Below are 13,633 nucleotides of genomic sequence, written 5' to 3'. Positions count from 1 at the left end.
CGGGTGTCCCGGGCCGCCGGACGGCGACGTGGGAGGCCGAGCGGTGAGCGACCTGATCGACACGACCGAGATGTATCTCAAGACGATCTACGAGCTCACCGAGGAAGGCATCACCCCCCTGCGCGCGCGCATCGCCGAGCGCCTGGGCCACTCCGGCCCGACGGTCTCGCAGACCGTCGCCCGCATGGAGCGCGACGGCCTCGTCGTCGTCACCGGGGACCGTCACCTCGAGCTGACGGGCGACGGCCTGGCCAAGGCCGTGCGGGTCATGCGCAAGCACCGCCTGGCCGAGCGCCTGCTCACCGACGTCATCGGCCTGGACTGGCCGCACGTCCACGAGGAGGCGTGCCGCTGGGAGCACGTCATGAGCGAGCGCGTCGAGAAGCGCCTGGCCGCCCTGCTCGACCACCCGCACTTCGACCCCTACGGCAACCCGATCCCCGGGCTCGACGAGATCGGGGAGGAGCGCACCCCCGTGCGGTTCCTCGACGGTGTCGTGCCGCTCACCGCCCCGGGGGCCGCGCCCGACGGGACGGCGGTCGTCGCGCGCATCGCCGAGCCGCTGCAGGTCGACGTGGAGCTGCTCACGCGGCTCGCGGAGGCCGGTGTCGTGCCCGGTGCGGACGTCACGGTCGAGCGGACCACCGGGATCGTCACCGTGGGCGTCGTGGGTGCCGGCACCGTCCTGGACCTGCCGTACGACGTCGCGCGCCACGTGTTCATCGGGGCCTGACGACGCCACCGCGGGTGAGTCCGGTTCGCCACCCCTGCACCCCCTCGGCAGCGTTCGTCCCCGCGCGTCGTCGGCGTGTCGCACGGCGCGTCGGACGCACGTCCATGATCGGGCCGAGATCTTCGTGACCGGAGCGTGACAATCCCGCAGGGCGTCATGTACGTTCGTCCTGCTTCTCGGAACCCTCCTCCAGGAAGCCCTCGAGCGGAACGCCGAACCCTGCCGCCGCTCGCAGGTCCGTACGACTCGCCGGCAGGGGCGGGGGAACCACGATTGCGGGCACCGGAAGTTCGGTGTCCTTGGGGTGAAGCCGGGAAGGACGGCACGACAGCGACGCACGCAGTGCGCAGCGGGTCGTGACGGACGGACCGGCCGGGTGTTCTCCCACCCGAACCCGACAGCTCACCTCGAAGGCGCCAGGAGAGGCACCACGTTGTCCGAAAGCATCAACCGGGCGCGGCACCGCGCCGCGCGTCGCCCGTCGACGCCGTTGACCGAGTTCGCGAACGCCGCCTCCGAGCAGATGGGGACCGTCGGACGACGGACCGCTGTCGTCGCAGCCTCGTCCGGGCTCATGGTCTCGATGATCGCCGTCCCGTCCCACGCCGCCGACCGTGACGGCGCCCCCGCGCTGGCCGCCGTCGACACGGCCGCCCTCACGGCCTCCGCCCGTGCGGTCCTCAACACCTCGCCCGTCGTGGCGTCCCCCGCCGAGGCCGTCTTCACGGTCGACGCCCCCGTCATCACCGCCGAGAAGCCCGCGCCGCCGCCGGAGCCCGTGCGCACCCGCGCCGCGTCCCGCACGGCCGAGCGCGCCTCGACCACGGCCAGCACGCAGGTCGCGAGCAACCCGGTCCCGCAGTCGGTCGCCGGCAACGCGGTCCTCGAGATCGCCGCCCGCTACGTGGGCGTCCCGTACGTCTCCGGCGGCTCGACGCCCGACGGCTTCGACTGCTCCGGCTTCACGTCGTACGTGTACGCGCAGCTCGGCATCTCCCTGCCGCGCACGTCGTCGGCACAGCGCAACGCCGGCACCGTCGTCTCCCGCGCCGACGCCCAGCCGGGCGACCTGGTGTGGAGCCCCGGCCACATCGGCATCTACGCCGGTGGCAACCAGATGATCGACTCGCCGCGCCCCGGCAAGACGGTCCAGTTCCGCTCCATCTGGCAGAGCAGCCCGACCTTCATCCGGATCGGCTGAGCCGCTCCCGATGCCGCGAGGCCCCGACGACGCCCACGTCGTCGGGGCCTCGTCGTCTGTCCGGGCCCGCGCGCGTCGCACCGCCCGGCGGGTGGGTGCCGCGATCGCCCCTGCGGACAAAGATCGTGCGCGTACCCTGGTCCCGCATCCACGCTGTTCCTTCTCGCATCCGGACCGGCAGCCAGCCGGTCCGACCCCCGAGGTCAGGAGTGCACCGTGCTGACGACCGCCGCCGACCAGGCCGCCCCTCACGACGTCGAGCGCGCCCCGATGCCCTCTCGCACGCTGCTGCTCAACGCGAGCGGCGACCCCCTGTGCATCGTCACGCTGCACCGCGCCGTCGTGCTCGTCATGACCGGCAAGGCCACCGTCCTGGAGTCCGACGGCCGGGTGCTGCACTCCTCGCACCTGCAGATGCCGCTGCCCGTCGTGCTCGTGCTCACCCGCTACGTCCACGTGCCGCACCGCCGGCCCGTGCCGCCGACGCGGCGCACCGTGCTGCAGCGCGACGACCACCGCTGCGCGTACTGCGGCGGGGGAGCCGACACCGTCGACCACGTGCACCCGCGCTCGCGCGGCGGCCGCCACGAGTGGACCAACGTCGTCGCGGCCTGCGTGCGGTGCAACCACCGCAAGGCCGACCGCACCCTGCACGAGCTGGGGTGGGAGCTGCCGTTCCGCCCGCGGGCGCCGCGCTGGTCCGTGACGGTCGGTGGGGCTGCGGGCCGCGCCGAGCCGGCGTGGTCGCCGTACCTGGTCGCTTGAGCGTCGTCGCCTGAGCGCCGCCGCCGGCGCGCCGACGTCCGCGAGCCGGTCCCCGGGTGACCACGGGGCGGGTCGCCGGCCCCCCGGCCACGCGTGCTGTGCCACGATGGCCGGGAACCGCAGACCGGCCCGGCGCACCGAGGCGCCGGACGCGACATGGAGGTCGGCATGACGCGCGAGCACGAGATCCTCGTGGGGGTCGACGGGTCCACCGCGGGGCTGCACGCCCTGGACTGGGCCGCGGCGGAGGCCCGCACCCGGGGCCTGGGGCTGCGGCTGGTGGTGGCGTACTCGCTGCCGTCGTTCACCGTGGCGTCCCTCGACGGCGGGTACGCCGCCCTCGACGACGAGACCATCCGCGCCGGCGCCCAGGCGGTGCTCGACGAGGCGCTCGCGCACCTGCGCGACCCCGGCGTGCCCGTGCACGGGCGTGTCATCACCGGCGACGCCGCGGGCGTGCTGGTCGAGGAGTCGCGGCACGTGGAGCTCGCGGTCGTCGGCACGCGCGGGCGCGGCGGGTTCGCCGACCGGCTGCTCGGCACCGTGTCCTCCGCGCTGCCCGCGCACGGGTGGTGCCCCACGGTCGTCGTGCCGCTGCGGGGTGCGGACGGTCAGCCGCTCGCCGAGGGCGAGACGGCGCAGGTGCGGCCCGTGCGGCGCATCGTCGTCGGCGTCGACGGGTCGCCCCCGGCGGAGCGCGCGCTGCGCGCGGCGCTGCGCGAGGCCCAGGCCTGGGGGGCCGAGCTCTTCGCCGTCACCGGCGTGCCCATCGCCTCGATGACCGGGGCGCTCGCGTGGCTGCCATCCGCGGTGGACCACGAGCAGGTGCTGCGGGACATGGCCGAGGGGCTGGACGTGGTGGTCGACCGCGCGCTGGCCGACCACCCCGGCGCGACCGTCGAACGGCGCGTGCTCGACGGCACCGGTGCGGAGCTGCTCACGGAGTTCTCCGCGGCCACCGACCTCGTGGTCGTCGGGTCGCGCGGCCGCGGCGGGTTCGCCGGGCTGCTCCTCGGCTCGACCAGCCAGGCCGTGCTGCACCACGCGCGCTGCCCGGTGATGGTCGTCACCAACCGCTGCGACGACCCGACGCCGCGCTGACGGCCGGCCGGCGGGGTCAGGGCGTGTCGTCCGGCCCCGGGATCACCTCGGGCCGGCGCACGAGTGCCGACAGGACCACCGTCGAGCGGGTCCGCGCGACGAACGGCTCGGCCGCGAGCCGCTCGACCACCTCCTCGAGGTGCCGCATGTCGCGGGCCCTCACCTGCACCACCAGGTCGACGTCGCCCGTCACGGTGCTGGCGGACACCACCTCGGCGTAGCGCTCGACCGCCGCACGCATCGTCCCCGGGCTCGTGGAGCCCTGGCAGAAGATCTCGACGAACGCCTCCGTGTGCCAGCCGAGTGCCGCTGGGTCGAGGCGGACCGTGAAACCGCGGACCACGCCGCGCTCCCGCAGCCGGTCGACGCGCCGCTTGACCGCCGGCGCCGAGAGCGAGACCTGCGCCCCGACCTGGGCGAACGTCGCGCGGGCGTCACGTGCGAGCACGCGCAGGATCGCCTGGTCGAGGGCGTCGAGACGGTCGGGGTCCACAGGTCCCATGGTGACGGACGCCGGACCATGTCCCGTCCGTCCCTTCTGCACGAATGTGCAGGACAAGTGGCCATATGTTCTACGGTTTGCGGCGCAAACGCTCAGGTCGGACGCTGCAGATGCCGATGGCGTCGTGAGACGCAACCACGAACGGGGGGAATCCGATGAGCGGACGGCAGGACACCGGCGCGCGCCCGGCGGGCGACCGGACCACGACCACCGCATCCGCGAGCGCCCCGACGGGGTCCGGCGCCACGGCCGGCACCGCTCCGGCCACCACGGTGCCCCTCATCCCCACGCAGGCCGGGCACGCCGTGTCGGCGCCCGTGCCGGTGGTGCCCGCCCCGGTGGCCTCCGTGACGGCCGCCCCCGTCGTGCCGGCCCCCGCCCTCCCGCTCGACGACGCGCCGCCGCTCGGCACGGCCCCCGAGCCGGACCTGCAGCCGGCTCCGCAGCCTGCCCTGCAGCCCGATCAGCAGTCCGATCCCCAGACCGCCCCGGCCCGCTCCCACGCGCGCCAGGTGGTCGCCCTGCTCACCGCCGGTGCCGTGCTCGTCGCAGCCGGCGGCGTGTGGGCCGTCCAGCAGGAGCGCGGGGAGCGCGCCGAGGCCCAGCGGGCCGCGCAGTCCCGCGTCGACTCCGCCTACTCCGCGGTCGCACCCGAGCTGGCCGCCGGTCGCGTCGAGGGGCTCGTCGCCGGGACCGCCGTCGTCACCGCGCTGCGCGCGGACGCCGCCGCGACCGGCCGGGCCGCCGTCGACGCTGCTCACGGCACCCTCGCCGCGTCCGCCCAGGCCGGCGACGCCCCCCGCGGCGCCCTGCAGGACGCGATCGGCGGCGCCACGGGCGCGCTCGACGCCCCCGCCGTCTCCCTGACGACCGTGCGCGCGTCCGTCGCGGCGATCGCCGCGCCGCAGCAGGCCGTCCTCGAGGCGCAGGCCGCGTGGCAGGCCGCCGAGGACGCGCGGATCGCCGCCGAGGCGGCGGCGGCCCAGGCCGCCGCGCAGGCCGCCGCGGCCCGCAGCGCCGCCCGCAGCGCGTCGTCCGGCACCACCACGCGGCGCAGCATGGGCACGGGCGCCGGGACGAGCACGGGCAGGAGCGTCGGCACGAGCTCGGGCGGGGCCCCGAGCGCACCCGCCGCGGACGCCCCGGCACCGGCCGGGCTGCCGATGGCCGGGTCGGAGGCGTCGTCCGGTGACGTCGGCGCCGCCCTCAACGCCCACCGCGCCGCCAACGGGCTCGGCGCGCTGTCGATCGTCCGGTCGGGCTCGCGCGTCGAGCACGCGATGCAGATGGCCGCGTCCGACAGCATCTGGCACTCCGGCACGCGGGCCGGCTCCCCGAAGGCCCGTCCGGAGATCGTCGGACGCGTCAGCCCCGGCAACGCGACCCGCATGATCGCGGCCTACGCGGCCTCCAGCGGGCACAACCAGCAGATGCTCGGGAACTACTCGACGGCCTACATCGGCGCGGTCTCGTCCGACGGCTGGCTGTACACCTCGATCACCTTCGGGTGACCCCCCGCGCCACGTCGGTCCGCCCGCTGGAGGGGCGAGGCGGACCGACGTGTCAGTGCCCGGGGGTGGTCAGGGCCTCGGTGAGGTGCCCGAGGGCGGTGTCGAGGTCGGCCGCGTCGATCGTCAGGGGCGGTGCCAGGCGGATCGTGCCGCCGTGCGTGTCCTTGGCGAGCACGCCGCGGGCGAGCAGGCGCTCGCACAGCTCGCGGCCGGTGGCCGGCCCGCCCGGGGCGGACGGGGCGATGTCCAGCCCCGCCCACAGGCCGATCGTCCGCATGCCCGAGAGCCGGCCGTCGTCCATGAGCCGGGCCAGGTGGTCCCCGACGTTCTCCCCGAGGGTGCGGGCACGTGCCTGCAGCGTGCCGGGGCTCAGCAGGTCGATCACCGCGAGCCCGACCGCGCACGCCAGCGGGTTGCCGCCGAACGTCGAGCCGTGCGTGCCCGCGGTCAGCACCTCGAGCACGTCCGTGCGCCCCACGACGGCGGACACCGGCAGGATCCCGCCGCCGAGGGCCTTGCCCAGGGTCACCAGGTCGGGCTGCACCTCGAACCGCTCGCACGCGAGGGTCGAGCCGGTCCGCCCCAGGCCGGACTGGATCTCGTCGGCGATCAGCAGCACGCCCGCGTCGTCGCACGCGAGGCGCACCGCCGGCAGGTAGTCCAGCTCGGGGACGACGACGCCCTGCTCGCCCTGCACCGGCTCGAGCAGCACCGCCACCGTCGTCTCGTCGATCGCGGCGGCCAGCGCGGCCGCGTCGCCGTACGGCACGGTGACGAACCCGGGCGTGAACGGCCCGAACCCGCGCCGCGCGTCGGGGTCGGAGGAGAACGAGACGATCGTCGTCGTCCGGCCGTGGAAGTTGCCGTCCGCGACGATGATCGTCGCGCGGTCGGCCGGCACACCGCGCACCTCGTAACCCCACTTGCGGGCCGCCTTGACGGCCGTCTCCACCGCCTCCGCGCCGGTGTTCATCGGCAGCACGAGGTGCGACGTGCCCGCCAGCAGCGGCCCGACCAGCCCGACCAGGGCGCGCGCGAACGGCTCGAGCAGGTCGTGGTCGAACGCCCGGGAGGTCAGCGTCAACCGGTCGAGCTGGGCGTGGGCAGCGGCGACGAGCGCCGGGTGCCGGTGCCCGAAGTTGAGGGCGGAGTACCCCGCGAGCAGGTCGAGGTACCGGCGCCCCTCGGTGTCGGTCACCCACGACCCGTCGCCCGTGGCCAGCGTGACCGGCAGCGGGTGGTAGTTGGGGGCGAGCGCGGACGTGGCGACGGTGGCACGCATGGTCACTCCCTGATCTCGAGGGTGCAGCACTTGGCCCCGCCGCCGCCCTTGAGCAGCTCCGAGGTGTCGACGGGGACCGGGACGTACCCGCGCTCGCGCAGCGCGTCCGCGAGGTGCGTGGCACGCGGAGCGACGACGACGTTGAGCCCGTCGGAGACGGCGTTGAGCCCGAGGGCCGCGGCGTCGTCGTCGGTCGCGAGGACCGCGTCGGGGAACAGCTGGGCCAGCACCGCACGCGACCCGGGGGAGAACGCGGGCGGGTAGTAGGCGATCTGCGGGTCCGCCGGGTCCGAGGACAGGACCGCCAGCGCGGTGTCCAGGTGGTAGTACCGCGGGTCGACGAGCTCGAGGGAGATCACCGGGCTCCCGAACAGCTCCTGCGCCTCCGCGTGCGCGGCGCGCTCGGTGCGGAACCCGGTGCCGGCCAGCACGAGGTTGCCGACGACGAGCAGGTCGCCCTCGCCCTCGTTGGTGGCAGCGGCCGTGTGCGTGACGTACCCGCGGTCGGCGAACCACTTCTGGTACGCGGGCCCCTCGGCCTGGCGCTCGGGGTACCGGAAGCGCGCGGAGTACACGACGCCGCCGACCATCGTCGCGCCGTTCGCCGCGTAGACCATGTCCGGCAGGCCCGGGACGGGGTCGATGGTGTCGACCGTGTGCCCCAGGTCCAGGTACGTGTCGCGCAGCGTGCGCCACTGCCGGACCGCGAGCCCCGTGTCGGTGGCACGGGTGCGGTCCATCCACGGGTTGATCTCGTACGCGACCGTGTAGTGGGTGGGCTCGCACATGAGGTAGCGGCGGGGGGTGGCGCCGGGGGCGTGCGCGGTCATCGGGCTCCTCGGGGAACGGGGCCGCCGGGGGTCGAGCGGCAGGACACGAGCGTACGATCACGCCGACGCGCGACCTCGCAGGCGACGTTGCGTCGATGCACCCGATCCGTTGCGCGGATGCCCTCCCGACCAGCGATCCGTTGCGCCGAAACGCGCCCGTAACCGCAGGACGGCCCGCCGGCGCCCGTCAGCCGTCCGCGAGGTCCGCCGCCGCCCGCCGCAGCACCACGCGCAGCATGAGCCCCAGCAGCGGCGCCGTCAGCCGGGCCGTCAGCGCGGGCGGCAGCGGCCCGGCCAGCGGCACGTGCTCCGACCACGTCACGCGGCACGTCGTCGCCGACGTCGCCAGCACCTCCACCGTCGCCGACCCGAGCAGCCACGGCCCGCGCTTGGTGAACTCCGCGACGCCCGGCTCGTCACCCGGCTCAGCACCGGGCGGCAGGTACCGCGTGATCACCATGCGGTCCTCGAGGCCGGGCAGCCCCCGGCGCGCGCCGGGGCCGGAGACCGCACGCACGCGCGTGCCCAGCCGCGGCGGACCGTCCGTGGCCACCCGGGTCATCGGCACCCAGGCGCCGTGGCGGCGCGCGTCGGTCAGGGCCGCGAACGCCACGTCCGCCGGCACCGGCAGGGCGCGCGTCACGGAGGCGGTACCGGGGGCGGGCGGCGGGGCGGCGTCACGGGTCACCCCACGATCCTCGCGCGGGGTAGCGTCGTGCGCATGCAGACGCGAGTGCTGGGACGTACGGGTCGTGAGGTCGGGGTCGTCGGGCTGGGCTGCTGGCAGCTCGGCGGGGACTGGGGCGTGGTCGCGGACGACACCGCCCTGAGCGTGCTCGAGGCGGCGGTCGACGCCGGTGTCACGTTCCTCGACACGGCCGACGTGTACGGGGACGGCCGCTCCGAGCGGGCCATCGGCGCGTTCCTCGCCGGGCGTCCCGATGCGGCTGCGCGCGTGACCGTCGCGACCAAGATGGGCCGCCGCGCCGACCCGCACGAGCCGGGCGCCTACACCTACGACGCGTTCTGCCGGTGGACGGACCGCAGCCGCGAGAACCTGCGCACCGACACGCTCGACCTGGTCCAGCTGCACTGCCCGCCGACGTCGGTGTTCCACACCGACGAGGTCTTCGACGCCCTCGACCGCCTCGTCGAGGACGGCCGCACCGCCGCGTACGGCGTCTCGGTCGAGACGGTCGACGAGGCGCTCGCGGCGATCGCCCGCCCGCACGTCGCGAGCGTGCAGATCATCCTCAATGTGTTCCGTCGCAAGCCGCTCGAGCAGGTGCTGCCGGCCGCGGCCGAGGCGGGCGTCGGCATCATCGCGCGCGTGCCGCTGGCCTCCGGGCTGCTGTCCGGCAAGTACGACGCGCACACGCAGTTCGCGTCGGACGACCACCGCGCCTACAACCGCCACGGCGAGGCGTTCGACGTCGGCGAGACGTTCTCCGGCGTGCCCTACGACGTGGGCGTGGCCGCGGCGCAGGACGTCGCGGCGCTGACCCCGTCGGGCATGACGACCGCGCAGCTCGCGCTCAAGTGGATCGTGCAGCAGCCGGGCGTCTCCGTCGTCATCCCCGGTGCGCGCACCCCCGCCCAGGCGCAGGCCAACGCGGCCACCGACCGGTTCCCGGACCTCGACGACGCGACGCTGACGTCCCTCGAGCAGGTCTACGACGACCAGGTCCGCGAGCACGTCCACACCCGCTGGTGACGTGACGGTTCCTCACCCCTGCGTGCGGGGGAGGAGTCTGCGCCGAGGTGAGGTCAGGCGAGAGCGTCGAGCGCGTCGACCAGATGCTGCGCACGACGCAGCATGACGACGACCCGGTCGTGCGTGAGGTAGGTCGTCCCGTAGTGGGCGTTGGACTTGTCGCGGATCACCTCGCGGAAGTGTCTGGCGAGCTCGGTGCCGTCCGGCGCCGTCGTGGCGAGGAGGTCGCCCGCCCGGGCGTGGTCCTGGTCGGCGGACCGCTCTCCGAGGCGGGCGCCGCAGATGGCGTCGGCAGCTGCGATCGCCGCCAGCGAGGCGAGGCCGGCTGCGACCTGGCGGTGTGCCTCGTCCTCCTCGGCGACCAGGATCGCGACGTCGAGGTACGCGCGTGCGACCTTGGTGCGCACCCGGACGTCAGTGGTCGTCATGGGTCGACGGCGAGGCTCGTTGCGTGGACTCATGCCGTCTTCCGGAGCAGGTGGTCGATGGACGGCCCGAGGACGCGGCGCGCATCGGCACGCAACGACTCGATCAACGGATCCCCGGCAGCGCGGGCCCGCGCGAGGTCGCTGTGCGTCGCGAGGTAGACCTGTACGCGTTGCCCTGTCCACGACCTGCCCTGGAGCTCCAGCTGCTCGACCAGGTACCCGCTGCCCTCGGCGTCGTCGGGCACGACGACGAACAGGTCGAGGTCGGAGTCCGGGCCGGCGGTGCCGCGGGCGACCGAGCCGAAGACGCAGACGGTGACGTCGGGTGGGCGCAGCCCGCTACCGCGGGCGTCGGGGGGGAGTACCTCGGCGACGAGCCTCTCGACGCGCCTCGCCAGCTCGGTCCAGGGGTTGAGGGCCCGGAAAGCGGCATCCACCGCAGGGAAAGACAGATGGTCGTGGTTCACGGCGTACAAGTTGGCGGACCCGACCGACCAGGACGTCACGATGCCGTGCGCGACGAGACGTTCGAGCGCGTAGCGCACGCCCCGCTCCGACCCGGTCGCCGTCAGTCGGTACGCCTGGCCCCCGGTGAGGTGCGTTCCGGCGCGCCAGAGGGCGAAAAGCACCGAGGTGTCGAGGCTGGGCCCGAAGACACGCTCGGGCATCGTCCATTCCATGACGTCCCCTTCCTGCAGCATCGTGCCGATGTCGGCAGAATACTGCAGATCACGGCAAAATGTTGCAGGGAGCCGGATGTCGCTTCACGGCAACGGCGGTCGAGGAAGCGGCTCGCCGCCGACGTGTCAGCGGCGGCGGCCGAGCAGCCGGCGGCGCGGGGGAGCGTCGACGGCGTCCGGCGCACCGGACGGCAGGGCGCGGACGCCTGCGTCGGCCTCGATGATGCGCGGGAAGGTCGCCGGCGGCGGGCCGAACGCCAGGCGCGCGCCCTTGACGACCGTCTGACCCAGCGCGCGGCCACCGGCGACGCCGATCGCCGCGCCGATCCCGTACGGCGCCAGCCGGCCCAGGGCCACGCCGCCGAACCGCGCCGCCTGCGTGCGCAGCAGCTTGCGGGTGAGCTGGTTGTTGACCTTCTTCACCGTGCCCATCGGCATGCGGGTCAGCAGCAGCTTGCCGACGCGGATGGTCGTGATCTCGGTGGCGTCGCCGATGACCTTGGCGCCGGAGTCGCCCAGCAGCGACGCGAGCAGGAGCGCCTTGCGGCGCTCGGTGTCCGCGACCTCGATGCCGTGCACCGACGCGACGGCCAGGGAGAACGCGGCCGACGCCCCGAAGAACGTCGCGACGTCGCTCACCGTCAGCGCCGTCGCCAGCCCCGTGCCGACGATCGGTGCGGCCGCCGCGGCACCGACCGCGCCGCCGGTGCCGGCGACGACCAGCAGGTACTCCTTCTCCAGGAGGTGGACGATCTCCTCCGGGCCGGCCGACGGGTTCTTGCGCTTCACGCTCTCGACGTGCGCGTGGATGGTCGCCGACGGGATCGTCACGGCCTTCTCGAGGGCCTGCTCGACGAGCCGCGGCACGTCAGCGCTCCCCGCCGACGGTCAGCGTCGTGCTCGCCCCGTGCTCGAGGGTGCGCCCGACCGTGCAGTGCTCCGCGACGGCGCGGTGCACGACCGTGAGCAGCCGCTCGCGGGCGGCGTCGTCCAGCGACGACAGGTCGACCTCGAGCACCTCGGTCAGCGCCGGGTAGCGGTCCTCCGTGGGGTGGGCCAGCCCGCCCACGCGGATGGTCACCGGGACGTCGTCGCCCAGGCGCCGGGCGAGGGCCGCGTCGCTCGACAGGCCCGTGCACGCCCCCAGCGCGATCTTCAGCAGCTCCCCGGGGGAGAAGGAGTCCGGGTCGCCCACCGAGCCGATGCGGACCTCGCCGCCGCGTGAGCTGCGGCCCACGTACTGCCGCGTGCCGGTGCGCTCGAGCCACAGCTGCGTGTCACCCGCGTTCGCCAGCGGGTCCGTGATGACGCTCGCGGCGTCCTGGTCGGTCGTCATGCGCCCGATCCTCGCACGCACCCCCGGCGCGCGCCGGGCGGGCGGCGGGCCGCTGCCGGGCGGGCACGAGGCACCTGCCCGTCAGCCCACGCTGAACACGAGGAACGCGATGGCGAAGCCCATCGTGCCGATGATCGTCTCCATGACGGTCCACGTCTTGAGCGTCGTGCGCACGTCCATGCCGAAGAACCGGCCGACCAGCCAGAAGCCCGAGTCGTTGACGTGCGACGCCATGACGGACCCGGCGGCCACGGCCAGGACGATCGCGGCGAGCTGCACGGAGCTGAAGTCCCCGCCGGCCACCGCGGGCTGGATGAGGCCCGCGGTCGTGATGAGCGCGACCGTCGCGGACCCCTGCGCGACCCGCAGCACCGTGGCCAGCAGGAACCCCGCGACGATGACGGGCAGGCCGATGTCGCCCAGCGCCTCCTCCAGCGCGCCGCCGATGCCCGAGGCCCGCAGCACCGCGCCGAACATGCCGCCGGCGCCGGTGATGAGGATGACCGAGCAGACCGGCCCCAGCGCCGACTCCAGGAGCCGCTCGATCGTCGAGGCGTCCCGGCCGCGCCGCTTGCCCATGACCCACGCGGCGACGAGGACGGCGATGAGCAGCGCCACCGGCGTCGCCCCGACGGCCCGGGCGACCTGCACCCAGGCCGCGTCCCCGTCGACGACCCCGGCGCTGCGCAGCGTGTCGAGGCCGGTGTTGACGAAGATCAGCACGAGCGGCAGCAGCAGGACCCCGAGCACGGTGCCCAGGCTCGGCGGGTTGTCCGGCTGCTCCTCCGACGTGCCCAGCAGGTCCGGCACCGGCAGCTGCCAGCGCCGCCCGGCCCACACCCCGTACAGGTAGGAGCTGACGTACCACGTCGGCAGCGCGACGACCAGGCCCAGCAGGATCACCATGCCGGGGTCGGCGCCCAGCAGCTCGGAGGCCGCGACGGGGCCGGGGTGCGGGGGGACGAACACGTGCATGACCGAGAACGCGCCGGCTGTCGGCAGCCCGAAGGTCAGCACCGAGCCGCCCAGGCGCCGGGCCACGGCGAACACGATGGGCAGCATGACGACCAGGCCGGCGTCGAAGAAGATCGGGAACCCGAAGATCAGCGAGGCGATGCCCAGCGCGAGCGGGGCGCGCTTCTCCCCGAACCGCTGCACCAGCGTCTCGGCCATCACCGCGGCCCCGCCCGACGTCTCGACCAGCCGCCCGAGCATGGCGCCGAGCCCGACCAGCAGCGCGACCGACCCCAGCGTCGTCCCGAACCCCGAGGTGATGACGTCGACCACCGAGCCCGCCGGCACCCCCGTCGCGAACGCCGTGACGAGCGAGACGAGGATGAGCGCGAGGAACGCGTGCAGCCGCAGCCGGATGATGAGGAACAGCAGCAGGGCGATGGCGGCGGCGGCGATGCCGAGCAGCGGCCCGGCTCCCAGTGTCTGCTCCCAGTCCTGCGGTGGCACGGCATCCCCCTGGTCTCGACGCGCGGACGGGGCCCGTCGCCCCCTGGGCTCACTGTGGTCCAGGGCGTCGGGGGCGGCCACCGGGAGGG

At 74.8% G+C, this 13,633-nt stretch carries 15 protein-coding genes and 1 riboswitch; of the genes, 6 read left to right on the top strand and 9 right to left on the bottom strand.

Annotation, left to right across the window (positions count from 1 at the left end; translation table 11 throughout):
- Window positions 1–43 precede the first annotated feature (43 nt).
- The 4 genes from Cph01nite_RS02745 (at window position 44) to Cph01nite_RS02730 (ending at window position 3,800) form a co-directional block, all read left to right on the top strand.
- Window positions 44–733 (top strand): iron-dependent transcriptional repressor DtxR, encoded by a 690-nt coding sequence (locus Cph01nite_RS02745; protein WP_203670840.1) that lies wholly within the window; start codon window positions 44–46, stop codon window positions 731–733.
- Between the two features lie 200 nt (window positions 734–933).
- Window positions 934–1,163, top strand: a riboswitch (cyclic di-AMP (ydaO/yuaA leader).
- A 3-nt stretch (window positions 1,164–1,166) separates the two neighbouring features.
- Window positions 1,167–1,934, top strand: a complete 768-nt coding sequence (locus Cph01nite_RS02740; protein WP_203670838.1) for a C40 family peptidase — start codon at window positions 1,167–1,169, stop codon at window positions 1,932–1,934.
- Between the two features lie 216 nt (window positions 1,935–2,150).
- Window positions 2,151–2,699 carry an HNH endonuclease gene (locus Cph01nite_RS02735; protein WP_203670836.1) on the top strand — a complete coding sequence of 183 codons (549 nt, stop codon included), beginning with the start codon at window positions 2,151–2,153 and terminating at the stop codon, window positions 2,697–2,699.
- Between the two features lie 168 nt (window positions 2,700–2,867).
- Complete coding sequence (locus tag Cph01nite_RS02730) at window positions 2,868–3,800, top strand: universal stress protein (RefSeq protein ID WP_203670835.1); 933 nt, start codon at window positions 2,868–2,870, stop codon at window positions 3,798–3,800.
- A 16-nt stretch (window positions 3,801–3,816) separates the two neighbouring features.
- On the opposite strand, the gene Cph01nite_RS02725 is transcribed toward Cph01nite_RS02730, so the two are convergent.
- A complete protein-coding gene (locus Cph01nite_RS02725; RefSeq protein ID WP_239068987.1) occupies window positions 3,817–4,293 on the bottom strand; it encodes an Lrp/AsnC family transcriptional regulator in 477 nt (158 codons plus the stop codon).
- 164 nt (window positions 4,294–4,457) lie between these two features.
- Between Cph01nite_RS02725 and Cph01nite_RS02720 the strand changes: the two genes are divergently transcribed.
- The gene (locus tag Cph01nite_RS02720) at window positions 4,458–5,813 is read left to right on the top strand and encodes a CAP domain-containing protein (protein WP_203670832.1); all 1,356 of its coding nucleotides are present in this window, start codon (window positions 4,458–4,460) and stop codon (window positions 5,811–5,813) included.
- A gap of 52 nt (window positions 5,814–5,865) precedes the next feature.
- On the opposite strand, the gene rocD is transcribed toward Cph01nite_RS02720, so the two are convergent.
- From rocD to Cph01nite_RS02705, 3 genes are all read right to left on the bottom strand, one after another.
- Window positions 5,866–7,095: an ornithine--oxo-acid transaminase gene (gene rocD / locus Cph01nite_RS02715; protein ID WP_203670831.1), complete on the bottom strand. Its 1,230-nt coding sequence runs from the start codon at window positions 7,093–7,095 to the stop codon at window positions 5,866–5,868.
- A gap of 2 nt (window positions 7,096–7,097) precedes the next feature.
- Window positions 7,098–7,925 carry a dimethylargininase gene (gene ddaH, locus Cph01nite_RS02710; protein WP_203670830.1) on the bottom strand — a complete coding sequence of 276 codons (828 nt, stop codon included), beginning with the start codon at window positions 7,923–7,925 and terminating at the stop codon, window positions 7,098–7,100.
- A gap of 187 nt (window positions 7,926–8,112) precedes the next feature.
- On the bottom strand, window positions 8,113–8,613 hold the full coding sequence (locus tag Cph01nite_RS02705; RefSeq protein WP_203670829.1) for an SRPBCC family protein: 501 nt from the start codon (window positions 8,611–8,613) through the stop codon (window positions 8,113–8,115).
- Window positions 8,614–8,646: 33 nt separating this feature from the next.
- Here Cph01nite_RS02705 and Cph01nite_RS02700 point away from each other — a divergent pair, with 33 nt between their 5' ends.
- A complete protein-coding gene (locus tag Cph01nite_RS02700) occupies window positions 8,647–9,639 on the top strand; it encodes an aldo/keto reductase (protein WP_203670828.1) in 993 nt (330 codons plus the stop codon).
- A gap of 53 nt (window positions 9,640–9,692) precedes the next feature.
- Here Cph01nite_RS02700 and Cph01nite_RS02695 read toward each other — a convergent pair whose 3' ends face one another.
- The 5 genes from Cph01nite_RS02695 to Cph01nite_RS02675 all read right to left on the bottom strand — a co-directional run bounded on the left by Cph01nite_RS02695 (window position 9,693) and on the right by Cph01nite_RS02675 (window position 13,544).
- On the bottom strand, window positions 9,693–10,067 hold the full coding sequence (locus tag Cph01nite_RS02695) for a hypothetical protein (protein WP_203670827.1): 375 nt from the start codon (window positions 10,065–10,067) through the stop codon (window positions 9,693–9,695).
- 29 nt (window positions 10,068–10,096) lie between these two features.
- A complete protein-coding gene (locus tag Cph01nite_RS02690) occupies window positions 10,097–10,747 on the bottom strand; it encodes a nucleotidyltransferase domain-containing protein (protein WP_203670826.1) in 651 nt (216 codons plus the stop codon).
- A gap of 126 nt (window positions 10,748–10,873) precedes the next feature.
- Entirely contained in the window at window positions 10,874–11,614 is a 741-nt protein-coding gene (locus Cph01nite_RS02685; RefSeq protein ID WP_203670825.1) for a hypothetical protein, read from the bottom strand.
- A gap of 1 nt (window position 11,615) precedes the next feature.
- Complete coding sequence (locus tag Cph01nite_RS02680; RefSeq protein ID WP_203670824.1) at window positions 11,616–12,083, bottom strand: OsmC family protein; 468 nt, start codon at window positions 12,081–12,083, stop codon at window positions 11,616–11,618.
- A gap of 81 nt (window positions 12,084–12,164) precedes the next feature.
- Entirely contained in the window at window positions 12,165–13,544 is a 1,380-nt protein-coding gene (locus tag Cph01nite_RS02675) for a GntP family permease (protein WP_203670823.1), read from the bottom strand.
- Window positions 13,545–13,633: the final 89 nt, after the last annotated feature.

The organism is Cellulomonas phragmiteti (assembly GCF_016862775.1).
Lineage (GTDB): Bacteria > Actinomycetota > Actinomycetes > Actinomycetales > Cellulomonadaceae > Cellulomonas > Cellulomonas phragmiteti.
The sequence above is the reverse complement of the archived record's forward strand: the minus strand, read 5'-3'. Positions and strand labels throughout refer to the sequence as shown.

Coding starts and splice junctions, on each gene's coding strand:
- rocD (WP_203670831.1), bottom strand. CDS start 7,095: ATGCGTGCCACCGTCGCCACGTCCGCGCTCGCCCCCAACTACCACCCG.
- Cph01nite_RS02720 (WP_203670832.1), top strand. CDS start 4,458: ATGAGCGGACGGCAGGACACCGGCGCGCGCCCGGCGGGCGACCGGACC.
- Cph01nite_RS02730 (WP_203670835.1), top strand. CDS start 2,868: ATGACGCGCGAGCACGAGATCCTCGTGGGGGTCGACGGGTCCACCGCG.
- Cph01nite_RS02680 (WP_203670824.1), bottom strand. CDS start 12,083: ATGACGACCGACCAGGACGCCGCGAGCGTCATCACGGACCCGCTGGCG.
- Cph01nite_RS02695 (WP_203670827.1), bottom strand. CDS start 10,067: ATGACGACCACTGACGTCCGGGTGCGCACCAAGGTCGCACGCGCGTAC.
- ddaH (WP_203670830.1), bottom strand. CDS start 7,925: ATGACCGCGCACGCCCCCGGCGCCACCCCCCGCCGCTACCTCATGTGC.
- Cph01nite_RS02690 (WP_203670826.1), bottom strand. CDS start 10,747: ATGGAATGGACGATGCCCGAGCGTGTCTTCGGGCCCAGCCTCGACACC.
- Cph01nite_RS02700 (WP_203670828.1), top strand. CDS start 8,647: ATGCAGACGCGAGTGCTGGGACGTACGGGTCGTGAGGTCGGGGTCGTC.